15 protein-coding genes are annotated in these 17,344 nt (G+C 67.7%); 11 read left to right on the forward strand and 4 right to left on the reverse strand.

The features are described from left to right. The first annotated feature begins 40 nt into the window (after window positions 1-40). The 6 genes from ACODRV_RS13350 to ACODRV_RS13375 all read left to right on the forward strand — a co-directional run bounded on the left by ACODRV_RS13350 (window position 41) and on the right by ACODRV_RS13375 (window position 9,140). Window positions 41-1,558 carry a spinster family MFS transporter gene (locus ACODRV_RS13350; protein WP_488908641.1) on the forward strand — a complete coding sequence of 506 codons (1,518 nt, stop codon included), beginning with the start codon at window positions 41-43 and terminating at the stop codon, window positions 1,556-1,558. Window positions 1,559-1,690: 132 nt separating this feature from the next. Further along, entirely contained in the window at window positions 1,691-2,881 is a 1,191-nt protein-coding gene (sucC, locus tag ACODRV_RS13355; protein WP_488908642.1) for an ADP-forming succinate--CoA ligase subunit beta, read from the forward strand. Window positions 2,882-2,924: 43 nt separating this feature from the next. After that, on the forward strand, window positions 2,925-3,827 hold the full coding sequence (sucD, locus tag ACODRV_RS13360; RefSeq protein WP_141625578.1) for a succinate--CoA ligase subunit alpha: 903 nt from the start codon (window positions 2,925-2,927) through the stop codon (window positions 3,825-3,827). Between the two features lie 187 nt (window positions 3,828-4,014). Continuing rightward, window positions 4,015-7,044, forward strand: a complete 3,030-nt coding sequence (locus ACODRV_RS13365) for a 2-oxoglutarate dehydrogenase E1 component (RefSeq protein ID WP_488908643.1) — start codon at window positions 4,015-4,017, stop codon at window positions 7,042-7,044. A gap of 82 nt (window positions 7,045-7,126) precedes the next feature. Then, a complete protein-coding gene (gene odhB / locus ACODRV_RS13370) occupies window positions 7,127-8,650 on the forward strand; it encodes a 2-oxoglutarate dehydrogenase complex dihydrolipoyllysine-residue succinyltransferase (RefSeq protein WP_488908644.1) in 1,524 nt (507 codons plus the stop codon). A 64-nt stretch (window positions 8,651-8,714) separates the two neighbouring features. Next, window positions 8,715-9,140 carry a hypothetical protein gene (locus ACODRV_RS13375; protein WP_488908645.1) on the forward strand — a complete coding sequence of 142 codons (426 nt, stop codon included), beginning with the start codon at window positions 8,715-8,717 and terminating at the stop codon, window positions 9,138-9,140. 8 nt (window positions 9,141-9,148) lie between these two features. On the opposite strand, the gene ACODRV_RS13380 is transcribed toward ACODRV_RS13375, so the two are convergent. Genes ACODRV_RS13380 through ACODRV_RS13390 form a run of 3 tightly spaced genes read right to left on the reverse strand, consistent with a single transcriptional unit; the run spans window position 9,149 to window position 10,885 of the window. Next, on the reverse strand, window positions 9,149-10,333 hold the full coding sequence (locus ACODRV_RS13380) for a CaiB/BaiF CoA transferase family protein (RefSeq protein WP_488908646.1): 1,185 nt from the start codon (window positions 10,331-10,333) through the stop codon (window positions 9,149-9,151). Between the two features lie 43 nt (window positions 10,334-10,376). Further along, on the reverse strand, window positions 10,377-10,634 hold the full coding sequence (locus tag ACODRV_RS13385; RefSeq protein WP_488908647.1) for a hypothetical protein: 258 nt from the start codon (window positions 10,632-10,634) through the stop codon (window positions 10,377-10,379). Beyond that, a complete protein-coding gene (locus ACODRV_RS13390; protein ID WP_240811707.1) occupies window positions 10,631-10,885 on the reverse strand; it encodes a DUF6356 family protein in 255 nt (84 codons plus the stop codon). The genes ACODRV_RS13385 and ACODRV_RS13390 overlap by 4 nt, the downstream gene beginning before the upstream one ends. A 149-nt stretch (window positions 10,886-11,034) precedes the next feature. On the opposite strand from ACODRV_RS13390, the gene ACODRV_RS13395 reads away from it, so the two are divergent. Continuing rightward, entirely contained in the window at window positions 11,035-12,222 is a 1,188-nt protein-coding gene (locus ACODRV_RS13395; protein WP_488908648.1) for an acyl-CoA dehydrogenase, read from the forward strand. 73 nt (window positions 12,223-12,295) lie between these two features. Here ACODRV_RS13395 and ACODRV_RS13400 read toward each other — a convergent pair whose 3' ends face one another. After that, window positions 12,296-12,781, reverse strand: coding sequence for a nuclear transport factor 2 family protein (locus ACODRV_RS13400; RefSeq protein WP_488908649.1), 486 nt, complete (start codon window positions 12,779-12,781; stop codon window positions 12,296-12,298). Window positions 12,782-12,958: 177 nt separating this feature from the next. Here ACODRV_RS13400 and ACODRV_RS13405 point away from each other — a divergent pair, with 177 nt between their 5' ends. The 4 genes from ACODRV_RS13405 (at window position 12,959) to ACODRV_RS13420 (ending at window position 17,311) form a co-directional block, all read left to right on the forward strand. After that, window positions 12,959-13,771, forward strand: coding sequence for a response regulator transcription factor (locus tag ACODRV_RS13405; protein WP_141625588.1), 813 nt, complete (start codon window positions 12,959-12,961; stop codon window positions 13,769-13,771). Window positions 13,772-13,775: 4 nt separating this feature from the next. Further along, window positions 13,776-15,227 (forward strand): sensor histidine kinase, encoded by a 1,452-nt coding sequence (locus ACODRV_RS13410; RefSeq protein ID WP_488908650.1) that lies wholly within the window; start codon window positions 13,776-13,778, stop codon window positions 15,225-15,227. A gap of 31 nt (window positions 15,228-15,258) precedes the next feature. Next, window positions 15,259-16,608 carry a trypsin-like peptidase domain-containing protein gene (locus ACODRV_RS13415; RefSeq protein WP_488908651.1) on the forward strand — a complete coding sequence of 450 codons (1,350 nt, stop codon included), beginning with the start codon at window positions 15,259-15,261 and terminating at the stop codon, window positions 16,606-16,608. A gap of 370 nt (window positions 16,609-16,978) precedes the next feature. Continuing rightward, window positions 16,979-17,311 (forward strand): DUF2794 domain-containing protein, encoded by a 333-nt coding sequence (locus ACODRV_RS13420; protein WP_141625591.1) that lies wholly within the window; start codon window positions 16,979-16,981, stop codon window positions 17,309-17,311. Window positions 17,312-17,344 lie beyond the last annotated feature (33 nt).

The following is a 17,344-nucleotide window of genomic DNA, read 5'->3' on the forward strand; positions in this document are numbered from 1 at the left end:
ACGGTTCGAGCAACAAAAAAGTACAGTCGAGGGAAACGCCATGACCGCCACGGACGCACCTGTCCCCGGACAGCCGACCGAACGACCCGGGTATCGCTTCTACGTTCTGGCGATCCTGATCCTGATCTACATGCTGAACTTCCTGGATCGGCAGATCATCGGCATCCTCGCCGCGCCGCTGAAGGAACATTTCGGCATGTCGGACACCCAGTTCGGCCTGCTGGGCGGCATCGCCTTCGCCTCTGTCTATTCGACGCTCGCCATTCCGCTGGCCTGGCTGGCCGACCGGTTCAGCCGGGTCTGGATCATGACCGGGGCGCTGGCGGTCTGGTCCGGCTTCACGGCCCTGTGCGGCGTGGCGGGCTCCTTCACCCAGCTGTTCCTGTTCCGCATGGGCGTCGGCGTCGGCGAGGCGGGCGGTGTGGCTCCGGCCTATTCGCTGGTCGCCGACTATTTCCCGCCGCACCAGCGGGCGCGCGCCTTGGCGGCCTTCGCCTTCGGCATTCCGCTGGGCACGGCGGCGGGCACGCTGGTCGGCGGCCTTCTGGCGGCGACCTACGGCTGGCAGATGGCCTTCATCGTGGTCGGCCTGCTGGGCCTGCTGGTCGCGCCGGTGCTGCGTCTGACGGTCAAGGATCCGGCGCGTGGCGGCACGGACGCCGCGAAAGTCGCGCCCTTGGCAACGGCCCCTGTCGCCGCGCCGCCGCTGAATGACGGCCGTATCGGCAAGCGCGTGGCGCAGGGCCTGCTCGGCCTGGCCGCCGGTCTGGTGGTTCTGGCCGGTCTGGCGCAGTTCGGCGTGATCGACGCCAATCCGCTGGTGCTGGTCTTCGCCGGTCTGCTGGCCGGTGTGATCGGCGCGTCCATCATGATCGCGCGGGTCACGGCGACCACCCTCGTTCCCAAGCGCAGCTTCTGGCTGCTGGCGCTGGGCGCCGCCTCATCCTCGGTCTGCGGCTACGGCGTGGCGGGATGGCTGCCGCTGTTCTTCATGCGCAGCTTCGAGCTGAGCCTGAAGGAAGTCAGCTGGTACTATTCGGGCATCGCCCTGATCGGCGGCATTCTGGGCATCTGGGCCGGCGGCGCCATCGCCGACAAGCTGGCCAGGCGCGGCAAGGGCGCCTATCCGCTGGTTCCGGCCATCGCCTTCCTGATCTCGGCGCCCTGCTTCATCCTGGCGATGAACTCGCCCTGGCTGATCGGCCTGATCTTCCCGGGCGGCGGCAGCCAGGTCCAGCAACTGACCGTGGCCTTCCTCATCTTCCTGATCCCGACCGGCCTGAACCTGGCCTGGCTGGGGCCGGTGACGGCGGCGGTCCAGCATCTGGCTCCGGCCCCGATGCGCTCGACCGCCTCGGCCCTGTTCCTGCTGATCAATAACCTGCTCGGCATCGCCGTGGGCTTCTTCTACTTCGGCTGGATGAGCGACTTGCTGGCTCCGCGCTTCGGCGACGAAAGCCTGCGCTGGGCGATCTACACGGGCATGGGCTTCTATGTGCTGGCCTCGATCCTTCTGATGGGCGCCTCTCGCACGCTGAAGAAAGACTGGGTGGATTAGGCTTTGAAACCGCCGGATTGGCCCGTCCCGGCCCGGCGTGGCCGCCCCTCACGCGGCGTGACGGTTGCACCTGCGAAGGCGGGGGGCCTATAAGCCCGGCAACTTTCCCCAGCAGGTGGCGGCGGTCTCCCAATGAACATTCACGAATATCAGGCCAAGCAGGTTCTCAAGGGCTTCGGCGCGCCCGTCGCGGCCGGCGTCGCCGTCACCTCGGTTGATGAAGTCGAAGCCGCCGCGAAGTCGCTGCCGGGCCCGCTCTATGTCGTGAAGTCGCAAATCCACGCCGGTGGCCGTGGCAAGGGCAAGTTCAAGGAACTGCCCGCCGACGCCAAGGGCGGCGTCCGTCTGGCCTTCTCGGTCGAGGAAGCCGTCGCCCACGCCAGGGAAATGCTGGGCAACACCCTGGTCACCGCCCAGACGGGCGAGGCCGGCAAGCAGGTGAACCGCCTGTACATCGAGGACGGCGCCGACATCGAGCGTGAGCTGTACTGCTCGCTGCTGGTCGACCGCGCCTATGGGCGCATCTCCTTCGTCGTCTCGACCGAAGGCGGCATGGACATCGAGACCGTCGCTCACGACACCCCCGAGAAAATCCAGAACATCGTCATCGACCCGGCCACGGGCGTGACCGAAGCCGACGTCGCCAGGATCAACGCCGCCTACGGCCTTGAAGGCGCGGCGGCCGAAGACGGCAAGTCGCTGTTCCCGGCGCTGTACAAGGCCTTCGTCGAGAAGGACATGGACATGCTGGAAGTGAACCCGCTGATCGTCATGAAGAACGGTCACCTGCGCGTTCTGGACGCCAAGGTCTCGTTCGACGGCAACGCCCTGTTCCGCCACGAGGACATCAAGGAACTGCGCGACGAAACCGAGGAAGACGCCAAGGAAATCGAGGCCTCGAAGTGGGACCTCGCCTACGTCGCCCTCGACGGCAACATCGGCTGCATGGTCAACGGCGCCGGTCTGGCCATGGCCACGATGGACATCATCAAGCTGTACGGCAAGGAGCCGGCCAACTTCTGTGACGTCGGCGGCGGCGCCGGCAAGGACAAGGTCGCCGCGGCCTTCAAGATCATCACCGCCGACCCCAGGGTCGAAGGCATCCTGGTCAACATCTTCGGCGGCATCATGAAGTGTGACGTTATCGCCGAGGGCGTCGTCGCGGCCGTGAAGGAAGTGGGCCTGAAGGTGCCGCTGGTCGTTCGTCTGGAAGGCACCAATGCCGAGCTGGGCAAGAAGATCCTCAACGAGTCGGGCCTGACCATTCAGGCCGCCGACGACCTGGACGACGCCGCCCAGAAGATCGTCGCGGCGGTCGCGTAAGCGCCGCACCGCCCAGCAGACACACAGATTTCAGAGCACAGACATGTCCATTCTTGTCGACAAGAACACCAAGATCATCGTGCAGGGCCTGACCGGCAAGACCGGCGGTTTCCACACGGAGCAGGCGCTGGCCTATCACGGCACCCAGATGGTCGCGGGCGTGCACCCGACCAAGGGCGGCACCAACTGGACCGGTTCGCACGGCGAAAGCCTGCCGATCTACGCCTCGGTCGCTGAAGCCAGGGACGCCACGGGCGCCGACGCCTCGGTGATCTACGTCCCGCCGTCGGGCGCGGCCGCCGCCATCATCGAAGCCATCGACGCGGAGATTCCCTTCATCACCTGCATCACCGAAGGCATCCCGGTGCTGGACATGGTTCAGGTGAAGCGCCGTCTGGAAAACTCGAAGTCGCGCCTGCTGGGCCCGAACTGCCCGGGCATCCTGACCCCGGACGAGTGCAAGATCGGCATCATGCCGGGCAACATCTTCAAGAAGGGCAACGTCGGCATCGTGTCGCGTTCGGGCACCCTGACCTATGAAGCCGTGTTCCAGACCTCGAACGAAGGCCTGGGCCAGACCACGGCCGTCGGCATCGGCGGCGACCCGGTCAAGGGCACCGAGTTCATCGACGTGCTGGAAATGTTCCTGGCCGACGAAGCCACCCAGTCGATCATCATGATCGGTGAAATCGGCGGCGGCGCCGAGGAAGACGCCGCCCAGTTCCTGATCGACGAGGCGAAGAAGGGCCGCAAGAAGCCGATGGCCGGCTTCATCGCGGGCCGCACCGCGCCGAAGGGCCGCACCATGGGCCACGCCGGGGCTGTCGTCTCGGGCGGCAAGGGCGATGCGGAATCGAAGATCGCCGCCATGGAGGCCGCGGGCATCCGCATGTCGCCGTCGCCGGCGCGCCTCGGCAAGACCCTGGTCGAGGTTCTGAAGGGCTGATTTCGCCCCGGATCGCTGTTTGAAGACGCCCCCGGACTCCTCCGGGGGCGTTTTTATTCGCCTGAGACGAAAAAACCCGCCCCAGCGCCGCTATTCGGTCATGACCCATAAGGAAACAGCGCCTATATGAGCGCCGTCGCCTCCGCGCAGACGTGCGCGCGCGCTTATAGGGACTGTGACGAGAACGATGGCGGACGATGCCGGTCGGCTGAACCAGGTCTTTGCCGAGACCAGCTTCCTGTATGGCTCCAATGCCTCGTTTATCGAGGACCTGCACGAAAAGTGGGCCGACAATCCCGCCTCCGTGTCGGCCGAATGGCGGGCCTTCTTCGACCAGTTGCGTGACAATGCGGAGCAGGTGAAGGCCGCGGGCGCCGCTGGTGGCTGGGGCCGTTCGGTCACGACCGAGCCGACCGAAGCCACCGGCGTGTTCGACGGCCGTTGGCCGGCGCCGAAGCCCGATCCGAAGGCCGCCGTCAAGTCGGGCGCCGCCCCGGCTCCGGCCGCCCCGGCTCCGGCCGCCGCGCCTGCCGCCTCGGCCGATGAAATCCGCGCCGCCGCGCACGATTCGATCCGCGCCCTGATGCTGATCCGCAGCTATCGCGTGCGGGGTCACCTGCAGGCGACCCTGGACCCGCTGGGCATCGAGCAGCCGACCCACAACCCGGAACTGACCCCGGAATTCTACGGCTTCACCGAAGCCGATCTGGACCGCCCGATCTTCCTGGACGGCGTGCTGGGCCTGCAGACAGGCAGCATCCGTCAGGTGCTGGACCTGCTGAAGCGCACCTACTGCGGCAACATCGGCATCCAGTTCATGCACATCGCCGAGCCGGAAGAGAAGTCTTGGCTCCAGCAGCGCTTCGAAGGGCCGGACAAGTTCGAGCAGAACGCCTTCTCGAAGGAAGGCAAGCTGGCGATTCTGAACAAGCTGATCGAGGCCGAGGGCTTCGAGCGCTTCCTGCACAAGCGTTTCCCCGGCACCAAGCGGTTCGGTCTGGACGGCGGCGAGGCCATGGTCCCGGCGCTGGAACAGGTCATCAAGCGCGGCGGCAATCTGGGCGTGGACGAGATCGTCTTCGGCATGGCTCACCGCGGTCGCCTGAACACGCTCGCCGCCGTGATGGGCAAGCCCTATCGCGCCATCTTCCACGAGTTCCAGGGCGGTTCGACCGTGCCGTCGGACATCGAGGGTTCGGGCGACGTCAAATACCACATGGGCGCCTCGTCGGACCGTGAGTTCGACGGCAACACCGTCCACCTGTCGCTGACCGCCAACCCGTCGCACCTCGAGATCGTGAACCCGGTGGTGCTGGGCAAGTCGCGCGCCAAGCAGGCGTTCGACATCCGTGAGGCCAACGCCGGCAAGCCCGAGGAAGACTGGGTGCTGGACCGCAGCCACGTCATCCCGCTGCTGATCCACGGCGACGCCGCCTTCGCCGGCCAGGGCGTGGTGGCCGAGTGCTTCGCTCTGATGGGGCTGAAGGGCTACCGCACCGGCGGCACCCTGCACTTCGTCATCAACAACCAGATCGGCTTCACCACCAGCCCGCGGAACTCGCGCTCTTCGCCGTATCCGTCGGATGTCGCCCTGATGGTCCAGGCCCCGATCTTCCACGTGAACGGCGATGACCCCGAGGCGGTCGTCTTCGCCGCCAAGGTGGCCACCGAATTCCGGCAGAAGTTCCACAAGGACGTGGTGGTGGACATGTTCTGCTACCGCCGCTTTGGCCACAACGAAGGCGACGATCCGACCTTCACCCAGCCGATCATGTACTCGAAGATCCGCGCCCTGCCGTCGACCCGCGAAATCTACGCCGCGCGACTGGTCGCCGAGGGCGTGGTCTCGCAGGCCGAGGTGGACGCCGAGGTCGCGCGCTTCGAGGCCTTCCTCGACGCCGAGTTTGACGCGGGCAAGGCGTTCGAGGCCAAGAAGGCCGACTGGCTGGACGGTCAATGGACCGGCATCGGTCTGGCCGAGGGCGAGGAACGTCGCGGCGAGACCGCAGTGCCGGCGGCCAAGCTGGCCGATCTGGGGCACCGCCTGACCACGATCCCGAACGCCGTCGACATTCACAAGACGCTGAAGCGGGTCATCGACGGCCGTCGTGAGATGATCACGACCGGCCAGAACATTGACTGGGCGACAGCGGAAAGCCTGGCCTTCGGCTCGCTGCTGGAAGAAGGTTTCCCGGTCCGCCTGTCCGGTCAGGACTCGGTGCGCGGCACCTTCTCGCAGCGCCACTCGGGGATCGTCGATCAGACGACCGAGAAGCGCTACGTCCCGCTGAACAACCTGTCGGACAAGCAGGCCCACTTCGAGGTGATCGACTCGGCCCTTTCGGAAGAGGCGGTGCTGGGCTTCGAGTACGGCTACTCGCTGGCCGACCCGAACACGCTCGTGATGTGGGAAGGCCAGTTCGGCGATTTCGTGAACGGCGCCCAGGTCGTCATCGACCAGTTCATCACCTCGGGTGAACGCAAGTGGCTGCGCATGAGCGGCCTGACCATGCTGCTGCCGCACGGCTACGAAGGTCAGGGGCCGGAGCACTCGTCGGCCCGTCTGGAGCGCTTCCTGCAGGCCTGCGCCGAGGACAATATCCAGGTCGCCAACTGCACGACGCCGGCCAACTACTTCCACATCCTGCGTCGCCAGATGCACCGGCCGTTCCGCAAGCCGCTGATCATCATGACGCCGAAGTCGCTGCTGCGTCACAAGAAGGCTGTGTCGACCCTGGCCGACATGGCCGAGGGCAGCTCGTTCCACCGCGTGCTGCACGACGACGCCCAGACGCGTCCGGACGTGGCCGGGATCAAGATCAAGGCGGACAAGGATATCCGTCGCGTGATCCTGTGCTCGGGCAAGGTCTATTACGACCTGCTGGAGCGCCGCGAGAAGGACGCCCAGGCCGGCAAGGCCGTGGACGACGTCTACATCCTGCGTCTGGAGCAGTTCTATCCGTGGCCGATGAAGTCGCTGATGACCGAACTGGCCCGCTTCCCGAACGCCGAACTGGTCTGGTGCCAGGAAGAGCCGAAGAACATGGGCGGCTGGACGTTCGTTGATCCGTGGATCGAACTGACGCTCGAGAAGCTGAACGTGAAGTCCAAGCGCGCCCGCTATGTGGGCCGCCCGGCTTCCGCCTCGACGGCGGCGGGTCTGATGAGCCGCCACCTCAAGGAACTCGACGCCTTCCTGACCGACGCCTTCGCCTGACATTAAAGTCCCGGTCGGTGGTTCCCCCGCCGCCGGGATGATGACTAGATAACTGACCGTCAAAAGAGAACCGGACCCGACCATGGCCGACATCCTCACCCCCGCCCTCGGCGAATCCGTCACTGAAGCCACCATCGGCAAGTGGACGAAGAAGGCCGGTGACCCGGTGAAGAAGGACGAGGTCCTGGTCGAGCTGGAAACCGACAAGGTCTCGCTGGAAGTCGTGTCGCCGTCCGACGGCGTTCTGGCCGAGATCAAATTCGCCGAAGGCGACACCGTCACTCCCAACGCCGTGCTGGGCGTGGTGTCGGAAGGCGGAGCCGCCGCTGCTCCCGCCGCCGCCGCTCCGGCCGCCGCGCCTGCTCCGGCGGCTGCCGCCCCCGCCGCTGCTGCGGCCCCGTCGGGCGATGTGGTCGCCATCAACGTTCCGACCATGGGCGAAAGCGTCGCCGAAGGCTCGATGGGAACCTGGCTGAAGAAGTCGGGCGACACCGTCGCCAAGGACGAACTGCTGGTCGAGATCGAGACCGACAAGGTCGCCGTGGAAGTCTCGGCTCCGGCCGCGGGCGTGCTGACCATTCTGGCCGACCCCGGCGCCAGCGTGACCCCGAACCAGCAGATCGGTTCGATCTCGGCTTCGGGCGCCGCTGCCGCCGCTGCTCCGGCCCCGGCCGCCGTTTCGGCCAACGCCGGTTCGGCCCAGATCGCTTCTGACGCGCCGCACCTGTCGCCGGCCGTCCAGCGTGTGGTGACCGAGAACAACCTCGACCCGAAGGCCATTCCGGCCACCGGTCCGAAGGGCAACATCACCAAGGGTGACGCGCTGGCCGCCATCGACGCCTCCGCGCCGGCCCCCGCCGCTGCTCCGGTCGCCGCTGCTGCTCCGGCCGCCCCGCGCGCCGACCAGCCGCGTGAGGAACGGGTGAAGATGACGCGCCTGCGTCAGACCATCGCCCGTCGCCTGAAGGAATCGCAGAATACCGCCGCCCAGCTGACCACCTTCAACGAGGTGGACATGACCAACGTCATGGCCCTGCGCGCCCAGTACAAGGACGTGTTCGAGAAGCGCCACGGCGTGAAGCTCGGCTTCATGTCCTTCTTCACCAAGGCGGTCGTCGCGGCCCTGCACGAGATTCCGGCGGTCAACGCCGAGATCGACGGCACCGACATCATCTACAAGAACCACTACGACATCGGCGTCGCCGTCGGCACCGACAAGGGTCTGGTGGTTCCGGTCCTGCGCGATGCGGACACCCTGTCGCTGGCCGGTATCGAAAAGGGCATCGGCGCGCTGGGCAAGGCCGCCCGTGACGGCAGCCTGACCCTGGACCAGCTGCAGGGCGGCACCTTCACCATCACCAACGGCGGCACCTACGGCTCGCTGATGTCGACGCCGATCCTGAACGCGCCGCAGTCGGGCATTCTGGGCATGCACAACATCGTGCAGCGCCCGATGGCCATCAACGGCGAGGTGAAGATCCGCCCGATGATGTACATCGCCCTCAGCTACGATCACCGCATCGTCGACGGCAAGGAAGCCGTGACCTTCCTGGTCCGCGTCAAGGAACTGCTGGAAGACCCGGCGCGCGCCCTGCTGGACCTGTAAGGGCGGTCTCCGGACTGACATTGAAGCGGCGGTCGCCGAAGGGCGACCGCCGTTTTCAATTCCGGTGGCGACTGGTCTGGACGGCGACCATCACTATCTGGAGCTGATGGACCTGACCGAAATCGCCCGTTTCGCGGATGTGTACGAAGCCGAGATCGCCGCCGCGCGTCTTCGCGCGGAGGGCTATGATCCGGTGCTGGGCGGGGCGGAGCACGCCAAGACCAATACGCTGGCGCTGCTCGCGCTGGGCGGGGTGGGGCTGTCCGTGCCGGACAATCAGGCGGCGGCAGCCCGCGCCCTGCTCAGCCGCCTGCGCGCCGGTGACGAGCAGCTCGAGGAGGAGCCGGCGGAGGCCACGGACGGGCGTTCAGGTCGGCCGCGCGGGCTGGGGCCGGTTCTCTTCGCCGTCGCGGTGGGGCTGGGCATTCTGTTGACCCTGACGGGGTGGGAGCGTGCGCCGGTGCCTTATGATGACTGGGTCTGCATGTAGCCCGGCGGCTAGCTCTTCTTCAGCCCGCCCAGCACCTCTTCCGTATCCGCCCCCAGCGCGGGCGGCGCGCGGTCGTAGGCGACGGGGGTCTTCGACATCCGGATCGGCGAGGCGACGGTGCGGACCGGGCCGTCGAGGTCGGCGCGGGTTTGATGGACCTCCAGCCCGCGATGCACGGCCTGCGGCTCGTCGAACACCTGATCAATCGTGTTGACCGGGCCGCAGGGCACGCCCGCGGCCTCCAGCATGGCCATCAGGGCCTTCATGCTGTGCTTGCAGGTCAGGGCTGACAGGGCGGGCGTCAGCTCCTCGCGATGGGCCACCCGCTGGGCGTTGGTGGCGAAGCGGGCGTCGGTCCCGAGGCTTTCCACGCCCAGCGCCAGACACAGGGCGCGATACTGGCCGTCATTGCCGACCGCGATCACCACCATCCCGTCGCTGCATGGGAAGGGCTGGTAGGGGGCCAGATTGGGGTGGGCGTTGCCCATCCGCGTCGGCGCCTTGCCGGACACGAAGTAGTTGGCCGCCTGATTGGCCAGCATGGCCGTCTGGACGTCGAACAGGGCGACGTCGATGTGCTGACCTTCACCGCTCGCGCGGGCGTGCAGCAGGGCGGCCATGATGGCGTTGGAGGCGTACAGGCCGGTGAACAGGTCCACGACGGCCACGCCCACCTTCATCGGCTCGGCGCCCGGCGCGCCGTCCGGCTGGCCGGTGATCGACATGAGGCCGCCCATGGCCTGGATCATGTAGTCGTAGCCCGCGCGATGGGCGTCCGGCCCGTCCTGACCAAAGCCGGTAATGGAGCAGTAGACCAGCTTCGGATTGACCGCCGACAGCCCGGCGTAGTCGAGCCCGTACTTGCGCAGGCCCCCGGTCTTGAAATTCTCGACCACCACATCGCAGGTCCTGGCCAGTTCGCGCACGGCGGCGGCGCCTTCTGGGCTGGCGATGTCCAGCTCGACCGACTTCTTGCCCCGGTTGGCGCACAGGAAGTAGGCGGCGTCGCCCTTTGATCCGTCAGCCTTCGTCGTGAAGGGCGGGCCCCATTGGCGGGTGTCGTCGCCGACGCCGGGCCGCTCGATCTTGATGACTTCCGCGCCGAGGTCCGCCAGCGTCTGCGTCGCCCATGGACCGGCCAGCACGCGGCTGAGATCGAGAACGCGGATACCGGAGAGGGGGCCTTGGGTCATGGGGATTGAGTACCCCACCGCCGTCCGGTGGAGAAGGTCCGGCCTAGCGGGTGGTCAGGCGGCCCTGCGCCTCGAGGTCGGCGTAGATGCAGTCTTCCTTCGCCTGATGGTCGGGCACGCTGTCATCGACATAGGCGGCCCAGGCGTCGCCGGCCTTGGTCGGTTCGAAGTCGGCGATCCCGCAGCGGGCGGCGGCGGCCCTGATCTGGTCGGGTGTCGACCATTGTCCGGCGTCCTCGTCGAACCAGAAGCATCCGCCCAGACCGAGCGTCAGCAGAAGAACGGCCGACAGACGACTCAAAGACCGACGTCCCACACGCCGGCGTCGCGCATGCGGGTGTTGCGGGCTTCCTCGGCGCGTCCGCCCATGTCGCGGGCCATGCGCCTGATCTCGTCGGACACGGTCGTCTTGTGCACGCCGGGCACCACGGCATGGGCCAGGGCGCAGCCGGACAGACGCGCCAGCTTCAGGCAAAAGCCGAGGGCATGGCCCATATGCTCGAAATAGCCCTCGCCCACTTCGCGAGGATGATCGGCGAACAGGCGTTTCATCGCGTGCATCATGGTCCCCACCCTGACATGTCGCGGGCCGTGCCTCTACCCGCGACCGCCATTCTGGCCTAAACCGCGCAGGAGAACAGGGGGCTGATCGTCACGTCATCTCACGATCGCCTGAACCCCGCACAGACAGGAAACACACCATGGCCGACGGCTCGACCACCCAAAAGACCTTCCGCTGGGAAGACCCGCTGGATCTGGACGGCCGCCTGACCGATGACGAGCGGATGATCCAGGACGCGGCCCGCGCCTATGCGCGCGAGAAGCTGCTGCCGCGCGTGGTCGCCGCCTTCCGCGATGAGACCTTCGACCGCTCGATCATGACCGAGATGGGCGAGATGGGCTTTCTCGGCGCCACCCTGCCGGAGCAGTACGGCGGCGCGGGCGCCAGCCATGTCGCCTACGGCCTGATCGCGCGGGAGATCGAGGCGGTGGATTCGGGCTATCGCTCGGCCATGTCGGTGCAGTCGTCGCTGGCCATGTACCCGATCTACGCCTTCGGCTCGGAAGAGCAGAAGATGAAGTTCCTTCCGCGCATGGCCGCCGGCGAGTTGATCGGTTGCTTCGGCCTGACCGAAGCGGACGGCGGATCGGACCCCGCGTCGATGAAGACCAGGGCGGTCAAGGTCGATGGGGGCTATCGCCTGAACGGCGCCAAATACTGGATCACCAACTCGCCGATCTCCGACCTCGCGGTCGTGTGGGCCAAGCTGGATGACGTGATCCGCGGCTTCATCGTCGAGCGCGGCATGGACGGGTTCACCACCGACAAGATCGGCGACAAGCTTTCGTTGCGCGCCTCCATCACCGGCGACATCGGCCTGAACGACGTCTTCGTGCCGGAAGAGAACCTGCTGCCGAACGTGAAGGGCCTGCGCGGGCCGTTCTCCTGCCTGAACAAGGCGCGCTACGGTATTTCGTGGGGCGCGATGGGCGCCGCCGAGTTCTGCTTCCACGCGACACGAGACTATGTGGCGGAGCGCATGCTGTTCGGCCGCCCGCTGTCCTCGCGCCAGCTGGTGCAGAAGAAGCTGGCCGACATGCAAACCGAAATCTTCCTCGGCTTCGAGGGCGCGCTGGCGCTCGGCCGTCGTCTCGACAACGGCGACTGGTGTCCCGAGGCCATCTCGATGATGAAGCGCAACAACTGCGGCAAGGCCTTGGCCATCGCCCGCGAGGCCCGCGACATGCACGGCGGCGCGGGCATCACCGGCGAGCTGCACGTCATGCGCCACGCCATGAACCTCGAGACGGTCAACACCTACGAGGGCGCCCACGACGTCCACGCCCTGATCCTCGGTCGGGCGATCACGGGCGAAAGCGCATTCTAGGAAGGGGCGCTTCGCGCCGCGCTAACGCTCGGCTCGCGGAGCCTCGCTGCTTGAGCGCTTTCTCAGGTGCGCGTCACTGCGCGCGCGCCGCCGCGTCCAGCGCCTCGCAGCCCGTGGTGCGCTGGTTCCAGGTCAGGCTGGCGATCTTCCAGACGCCGGCCTGACGGACCAGATTGAAATGGTCGACGCCGCAGTGGCTCAGGCGACCGTCGATGCGGAACACGTACTCGCCCCAGACCATGGCGACGTCGCCGTTCACCGCGACGGTGGGGTTTATCATCACCTCTTCCAGCCGCTCGGGGCCGGGCTCCAGCCCGCCGGTGAACTGCTGCAGGGTGATGTGGGTGACACGGCTCTCGGCTCCGGCTCGCTCATGCACGACCGTAAGCTGCGCCGTCGGGTCGAAATGGGCGTCCAGCCCTGCGGCGCTGCGGGCGGCGAGGGCGTCGAAGACAGCGTTGACCGGCGCCAGCACCGCCAGATGGTCGGGTGAGGTCGGAGCGACCGAGCCCGACGGCGTGGCCTGAAGCGCGAGGGCGAGAGCGGCGGCGGCGAGCATGGCGGAACCTCCTGTCGGGATCGGGACGGTATCACGGCGACCCGGCTCCGCAATCGGTGTTCGGTCAGGAAGAATCAGGCCCGCCCGCGCCCGCCCGCGAGCAGGGTCGGCGACCGGGACGGTCGAGCATTGCCATCGGGCTTCAACGGCCTATCGTCCGGCGACGGGAGACAGCTGATGGACGGAGAAGCGGTGACTGAGGGAGACGAGTCCTTCGCACGGTTGCATGAGGTCTTCGCGGGCCGCGCCGCCCTGCTGCTCGAGGATGATCCCGACCTGTCCGAACATGTCGCCGAGCGGCTGCTGCGCGCCGGGTTCGCGACCGTGGACCGGGTCGATCGGGGCGAGGCCGCGCTCGAGGCCACGGCGGGAAAATCCTACGACGTGCTGATCCTTGATCGCATGACCAACGGGCTGGACGGGCTGGAGACCCTGAAGCGCCTTCGGGCCTCCAGCGGTCCGTCGGCGGACGCACCCGCCCTGATGTTGACCGCATTGGGCGGCGAGCGGCAGAAGGTCGAGGGGCTGCTGGAAGGCGCCGACGACTATCTGGCCAAGCCGGTCGGGGACGAGGAGCTTCTGGCCCGCATCGCGGCGCAGCTGCGCCGCGCCGCCCGCCGGGCCAGGCCGGTCAACGCCGATCTGGTCAACGGTCCCTTCCGCCTGTCGTTCGGCGCGCGGACGGTGAAGCTGGAGCTGTCCGATGTCTCGCGCACCATCGACCTGTCGCCGCTGGAGTTCGCCATCGTGTGCGAGTTGATGAGCGCTCGGGGCCAGCCGGTGACCAAGACCATGCTGTGGGACCGGTGCTGGGTGGAGTGGAACTTCCTGCCCGACAATTTCGTCAACATCATCGACGCCCGCATCAGCGCCCTGCGCCGTCGGCTGAAGGAGCAGGCGCCGGAACTGGGCGAAGACCTGCACCCGCTGATCGTCTCCGCGCGTAGCCAGAGTCTGGTATTCCGCGACCTGTCCGACTGGACGGGCTGACACTGTGGCGAGCTGGCCGTTCCGGCGGATTCGAGCCTGGCTGGGACGGCGGACGACCACCCAGCTGGCCGTGGGCATCGCCGTGCTGTCGGCGCTGGCCCTGACCGGTTCCCTGGCTATTACCGGTGCGGCGGTGCGGATCGACCAGCGTGAGAAGGCCGCGCTGGCCGCGCTGGACGACTACGGCGCCATGGCCGCCAAGCTGGGGGTCGAAGGCATGACCGGCGACGCCCTGTCGCCCGCCGACGCCGTCTATCTGTCCAACTGGCTGACCGCCTTCCAGAACGGTCCCGCGCGCGAGAATGAGGCCCGGACGCTGGAGGAGACCTGCCAGACCGGACGGGGCGGCGCGGGCGTGCGGTTCATCCGCGCCCCGGTCGGCAAGCCCGCGGGCCTTTCGGAGCTGGAGACCACGCGCGGCGAGCGTTCGTCGCGGTTGGGCGAAGATGTCTATGTGGTCCGGCTGGGCAAGGGGGTGCTGTGTTCGACCCGTCCGGTCGAGGTCGTGGTGGTTCGCCGCTCGCTCGGCGCGCTGGACATCGCGGTGGGCCGGGTGGTGGATGCCTCGGGCGACGCCTGGGGCTGGGCGGTGGCGGCGGTCATCGGCGCGGGCGTGCTGCTGGTGGCCATCGGTCTGGTCGCCGCGACCTTCGCCCGTCGTCGTCTGACCAGCGCCGTCGCCCGCGTCAGCGTGGCCCTGGACCGGGCCGCGGTCGGTGACTTCTCCGAGCGGGCGCCCGAGACCGAGGTGGCGCCGGAACTGACAGAGCTGTCCGGCCATGTGAACCGGACGCTGGATCGGCTGGAAGAGCTGCTGGCCTGGCTGAGGGATTCGGCGGACCAGCTGGCCCACGATTTCCGCACCCCCATCGCCCGCGCGACGGCCCGCCTCGAGAAGCTGGGCGAGACCGCGTCCACGCCCGCGATGAAGCGGCTGGTCGCCGAGGCCCGCGCGGACTTGCAGGAACTGACCCGCGCGATGAATGAGGCCATGGCCCTGCGCGACGGCGAGGCCTGGTCTTTCGAGCCGGTCCGGCTGGACGTTCTGGCCCGACAATGCGCTGAACTCTATGAGCCGCTGGCCGAGGAACGGGGCGTCTCGATCCGGGTGGAGGCCGAATCCGTCGAGGTGCTGGGCGTTCGCACCCTGTTGCAGCGCGCGACAGCCAATCTGGTGGACAATGCGGTCAAATATTCACCGGACGGGGGCGTGGTGACCCTGAGCGTGTCCAGCGTCGAGGGACGCCCCCGCCTGTCCGTCGCGGACCAGGGGCCGGGCTTCCGGCACGAGGCTGCGGACGCCGCGGCCGTCGTCGCCGCCTCCACGGCCGAGGGTCGCGAGAGCCATGGCATGGGGCTGGCCTTTGTGCGCGCGATCCTGAAACGCCACGGCGCGTCCATGACGATTGATGACGCCCGTCCGGGGGCTGTCGTCACAGCGCAATTCTCGCGCTAGGGTCCGGATCAGGACTGAAGAGGACACGAGCATGCGGCGCACCATCTTCCGGGCAGGCGGAGTTTCCGTTCTGGCCCTCGCGTTCGCCGCCCCCCTGTTGATCGTGACCCCGGCCGTGGCCCAGTCGGTCGATCCGGCCCCCGCCGCCCAGACCCCGACGTCGCCGATCCCCTATGACGCCGAGCGAGGCGTGTTCACCTTCGCCACCGATCTGGAGCGCGCCCTGCCCGCCGTGGTGCAGGTGACGACCCTGGGTCAGTCGCGTGGACCGAGCTCCGGCGACAACGAGCCCCGCCCGACGGCCAGCGGCTCCGGCGCCGTGATCGACGCGGCGCAGGGCATTGTCGTGACCAATAATCACGTGGTCGACGGCGGCCAGAAATTCACGGTCGATCTGACGGACGGCCGCATCTTCGACGCCGTGCTGATCGGCGCCGACAAGGCCACCGACATCGCCGTGCTCCAGATCACGGCGCCGGGCCTGTCGCAGATCGAGGTGGCCAGTTCGGATCGCCTGCGCACCGGCGACCTGGCCTTCGCGGTCGGCTATCCGCTGGGCCTCGACCAGACCCTGACCATGGGTGTGATCTCCGGTCTGGGCCGATCGGGCATGGGCGACCGGATCGAGGACTACATCCAGACTGACGCCGCCGTGAACTCGGGCAACTCGGGCGGGCCTCTGCTGGACAGCCGGGGCCGCCTGATCGGCATCAACACCTCCATCCTGTCAGGCGGCGGCGGCGGCAACGACGGCATCGCCTTCGCCGTGCCCAGCCGGATCATGATGTATGTGGTCGAGCAGCTGCGCGCTCACGGGGAGGTGCGTCGCGGCGTCACCGGCGCCATTCTCGGCTCGCTGAACGCTGAACGCTCGCGCGAATTCGGTCTGGGCATCGTGCGAGGCGCGGTGGTCGAGGACGTGGCGCCCGGCTCGTCCGCCGAGCGCGCGGGCCTGCGTCGTGGCGACGTGATCACCCGTGTCGGCAACCGCCCGGTCTCCAACGCCGGCACCGTGCAGGCCGCGATCGGCATCGCCGAACCCGGAACCCAGGTGGAGGTGGTCTATCTGCGTGATGGCCACGAGGCCCGCGCGACCCTGACGGTAGAGGCGAACAGCGAACGTCAGGTCACGGTCGGCGCCGAGGTCGTCATCAGCCGGGGCGCCTCGATCCGCGAAAGCGCCGATGGTCTGCAGGTCTTCGCGGTTGAAGGCGGCTCCCCCGCCGCGGCGGCCGGATTGCAGGCCGGAGACATCGTGCGGTCGGTCAATGGCCGGTCGGTGTCGACCCTTTCGGCGTTTGCCCGTGCGCTGGACGGTCAGGGCGAGCGGCGTCTGTCGGTTGAACGGAGCGGCGACACCGAGCGGGTCACCCTGCCCTGATCCTCTCCTGATCCGGAGCTCCGCCCGGGGCTCCGGCCCGGACCGCGGACAGCAAAACGCCCGCTCAGCCGGTTGGGGGAGAGGCGGAGCGGGCGTCTCGCTTTGGAGGAAGCATCGGCCCGCCGAAGCCCTTGAATGGAACAATCCAGGGGGGCTGGGGGGGCTGTTCAGGATCCGGGACCGTTCCGAACTCCGACGAGCCGATGTCTCTCGTTTCGCCTTCCAAGGGGGCGGGCGATGGGCGGAACAGAGGCGTTTTCGTGTTCTGTGCGATTTCTTCGCGTTGCGGCGTTCCGGACACGTTGTTCGATGGAGCGGCGGGTCCGGCCGAGGGACTGGCGCCGGGCGCGGACCGGCCTAGATTGGAGTGATGAACGACGCCGCCGACGCGCAGCCCCAGGCCGGGCCGGTCTTCTTTGACCGGCGGGAGCTGGACCAGATCCTCAGGGTCTATGGCCGGATGGTCGCCTCGGGCGAGTGGCGCGACTACGCCATGATCGGCCACAAGGACGTCGCTGAGTTCGCCGTCTTCCGCCGCTCGGGCGACGCCCCTGCCTACCGGATCGAGAAGCGGCCCGCCCTGCGTCTGAAACAGGGAGAGTGGGCGGTGATCGGCGAGGGCGGCATGGTCCTGAAACGGGGGCGCGATCTGGCCCAGGTCCTGCGCGTCTTCGACAGCCGCAAGTTCACCGTCATCGAATAGAAAAAGCCCCGGAATCAAAAGGGCCCCGACGTC

Source organism: Brevundimonas sp. FG8, from assembly GCF_057808845.1.

What these genes read in the sequence shown, in the direction of transcription:
- ACODRV_RS13405 (WP_141625588.1), top strand. Translation starts at nt 12,959, where the DNA reads ATGGACGGAGAAGCGGTGACTGAGGGAGACGAGTCCTTCGCACGGTTG.
- sucC (WP_488908642.1), top strand. Translation starts at nt 1,691, where the DNA reads ATGAACATTCACGAATATCAGGCCAAGCAGGTTCTCAAGGGCTTCGGC.
- sucD (WP_141625578.1), top strand. Translation starts at nt 2,925, where the DNA reads ATGTCCATTCTTGTCGACAAGAACACCAAGATCATCGTGCAGGGCCTG.
- ACODRV_RS13380 (WP_488908646.1), bottom strand. Translation starts at nt 10,333, where the DNA reads ATGACCCAAGGCCCCCTCTCCGGTATCCGCGTTCTCGATCTCAGCCGC.
- ACODRV_RS13390 (WP_240811707.1), bottom strand. Translation starts at nt 10,885, where the DNA reads ATGAAACGCCTGTTCGCCGATCATCCTCGCGAAGTGGGCGAGGGCTAT.
- ACODRV_RS13365 (WP_488908643.1), top strand. Translation starts at nt 4,015, where the DNA reads ATGGCGGACGATGCCGGTCGGCTGAACCAGGTCTTTGCCGAGACCAGC.
- ACODRV_RS13395 (WP_488908648.1), top strand. Translation starts at nt 11,035, where the DNA reads ATGGCCGACGGCTCGACCACCCAAAAGACCTTCCGCTGGGAAGACCCG.
- ACODRV_RS13415 (WP_488908651.1), top strand. Translation starts at nt 15,259, where the DNA reads ATGCGGCGCACCATCTTCCGGGCAGGCGGAGTTTCCGTTCTGGCCCTC.
- ACODRV_RS13400 (WP_488908649.1), bottom strand. Translation starts at nt 12,781, where the DNA reads ATGCTCGCCGCCGCCGCTCTCGCCCTCGCGCTTCAGGCCACGCCGTCG.
- odhB (WP_488908644.1), top strand. Translation starts at nt 7,127, where the DNA reads ATGGCCGACATCCTCACCCCCGCCCTCGGCGAATCCGTCACTGAAGCC.
- ACODRV_RS13420 (WP_141625591.1), top strand. Translation starts at nt 16,979, where the DNA reads ATGAACGACGCCGCCGACGCGCAGCCCCAGGCCGGGCCGGTCTTCTTT.
- ACODRV_RS13350 (WP_488908641.1), top strand. Translation starts at nt 41, where the DNA reads ATGACCGCCACGGACGCACCTGTCCCCGGACAGCCGACCGAACGACCC.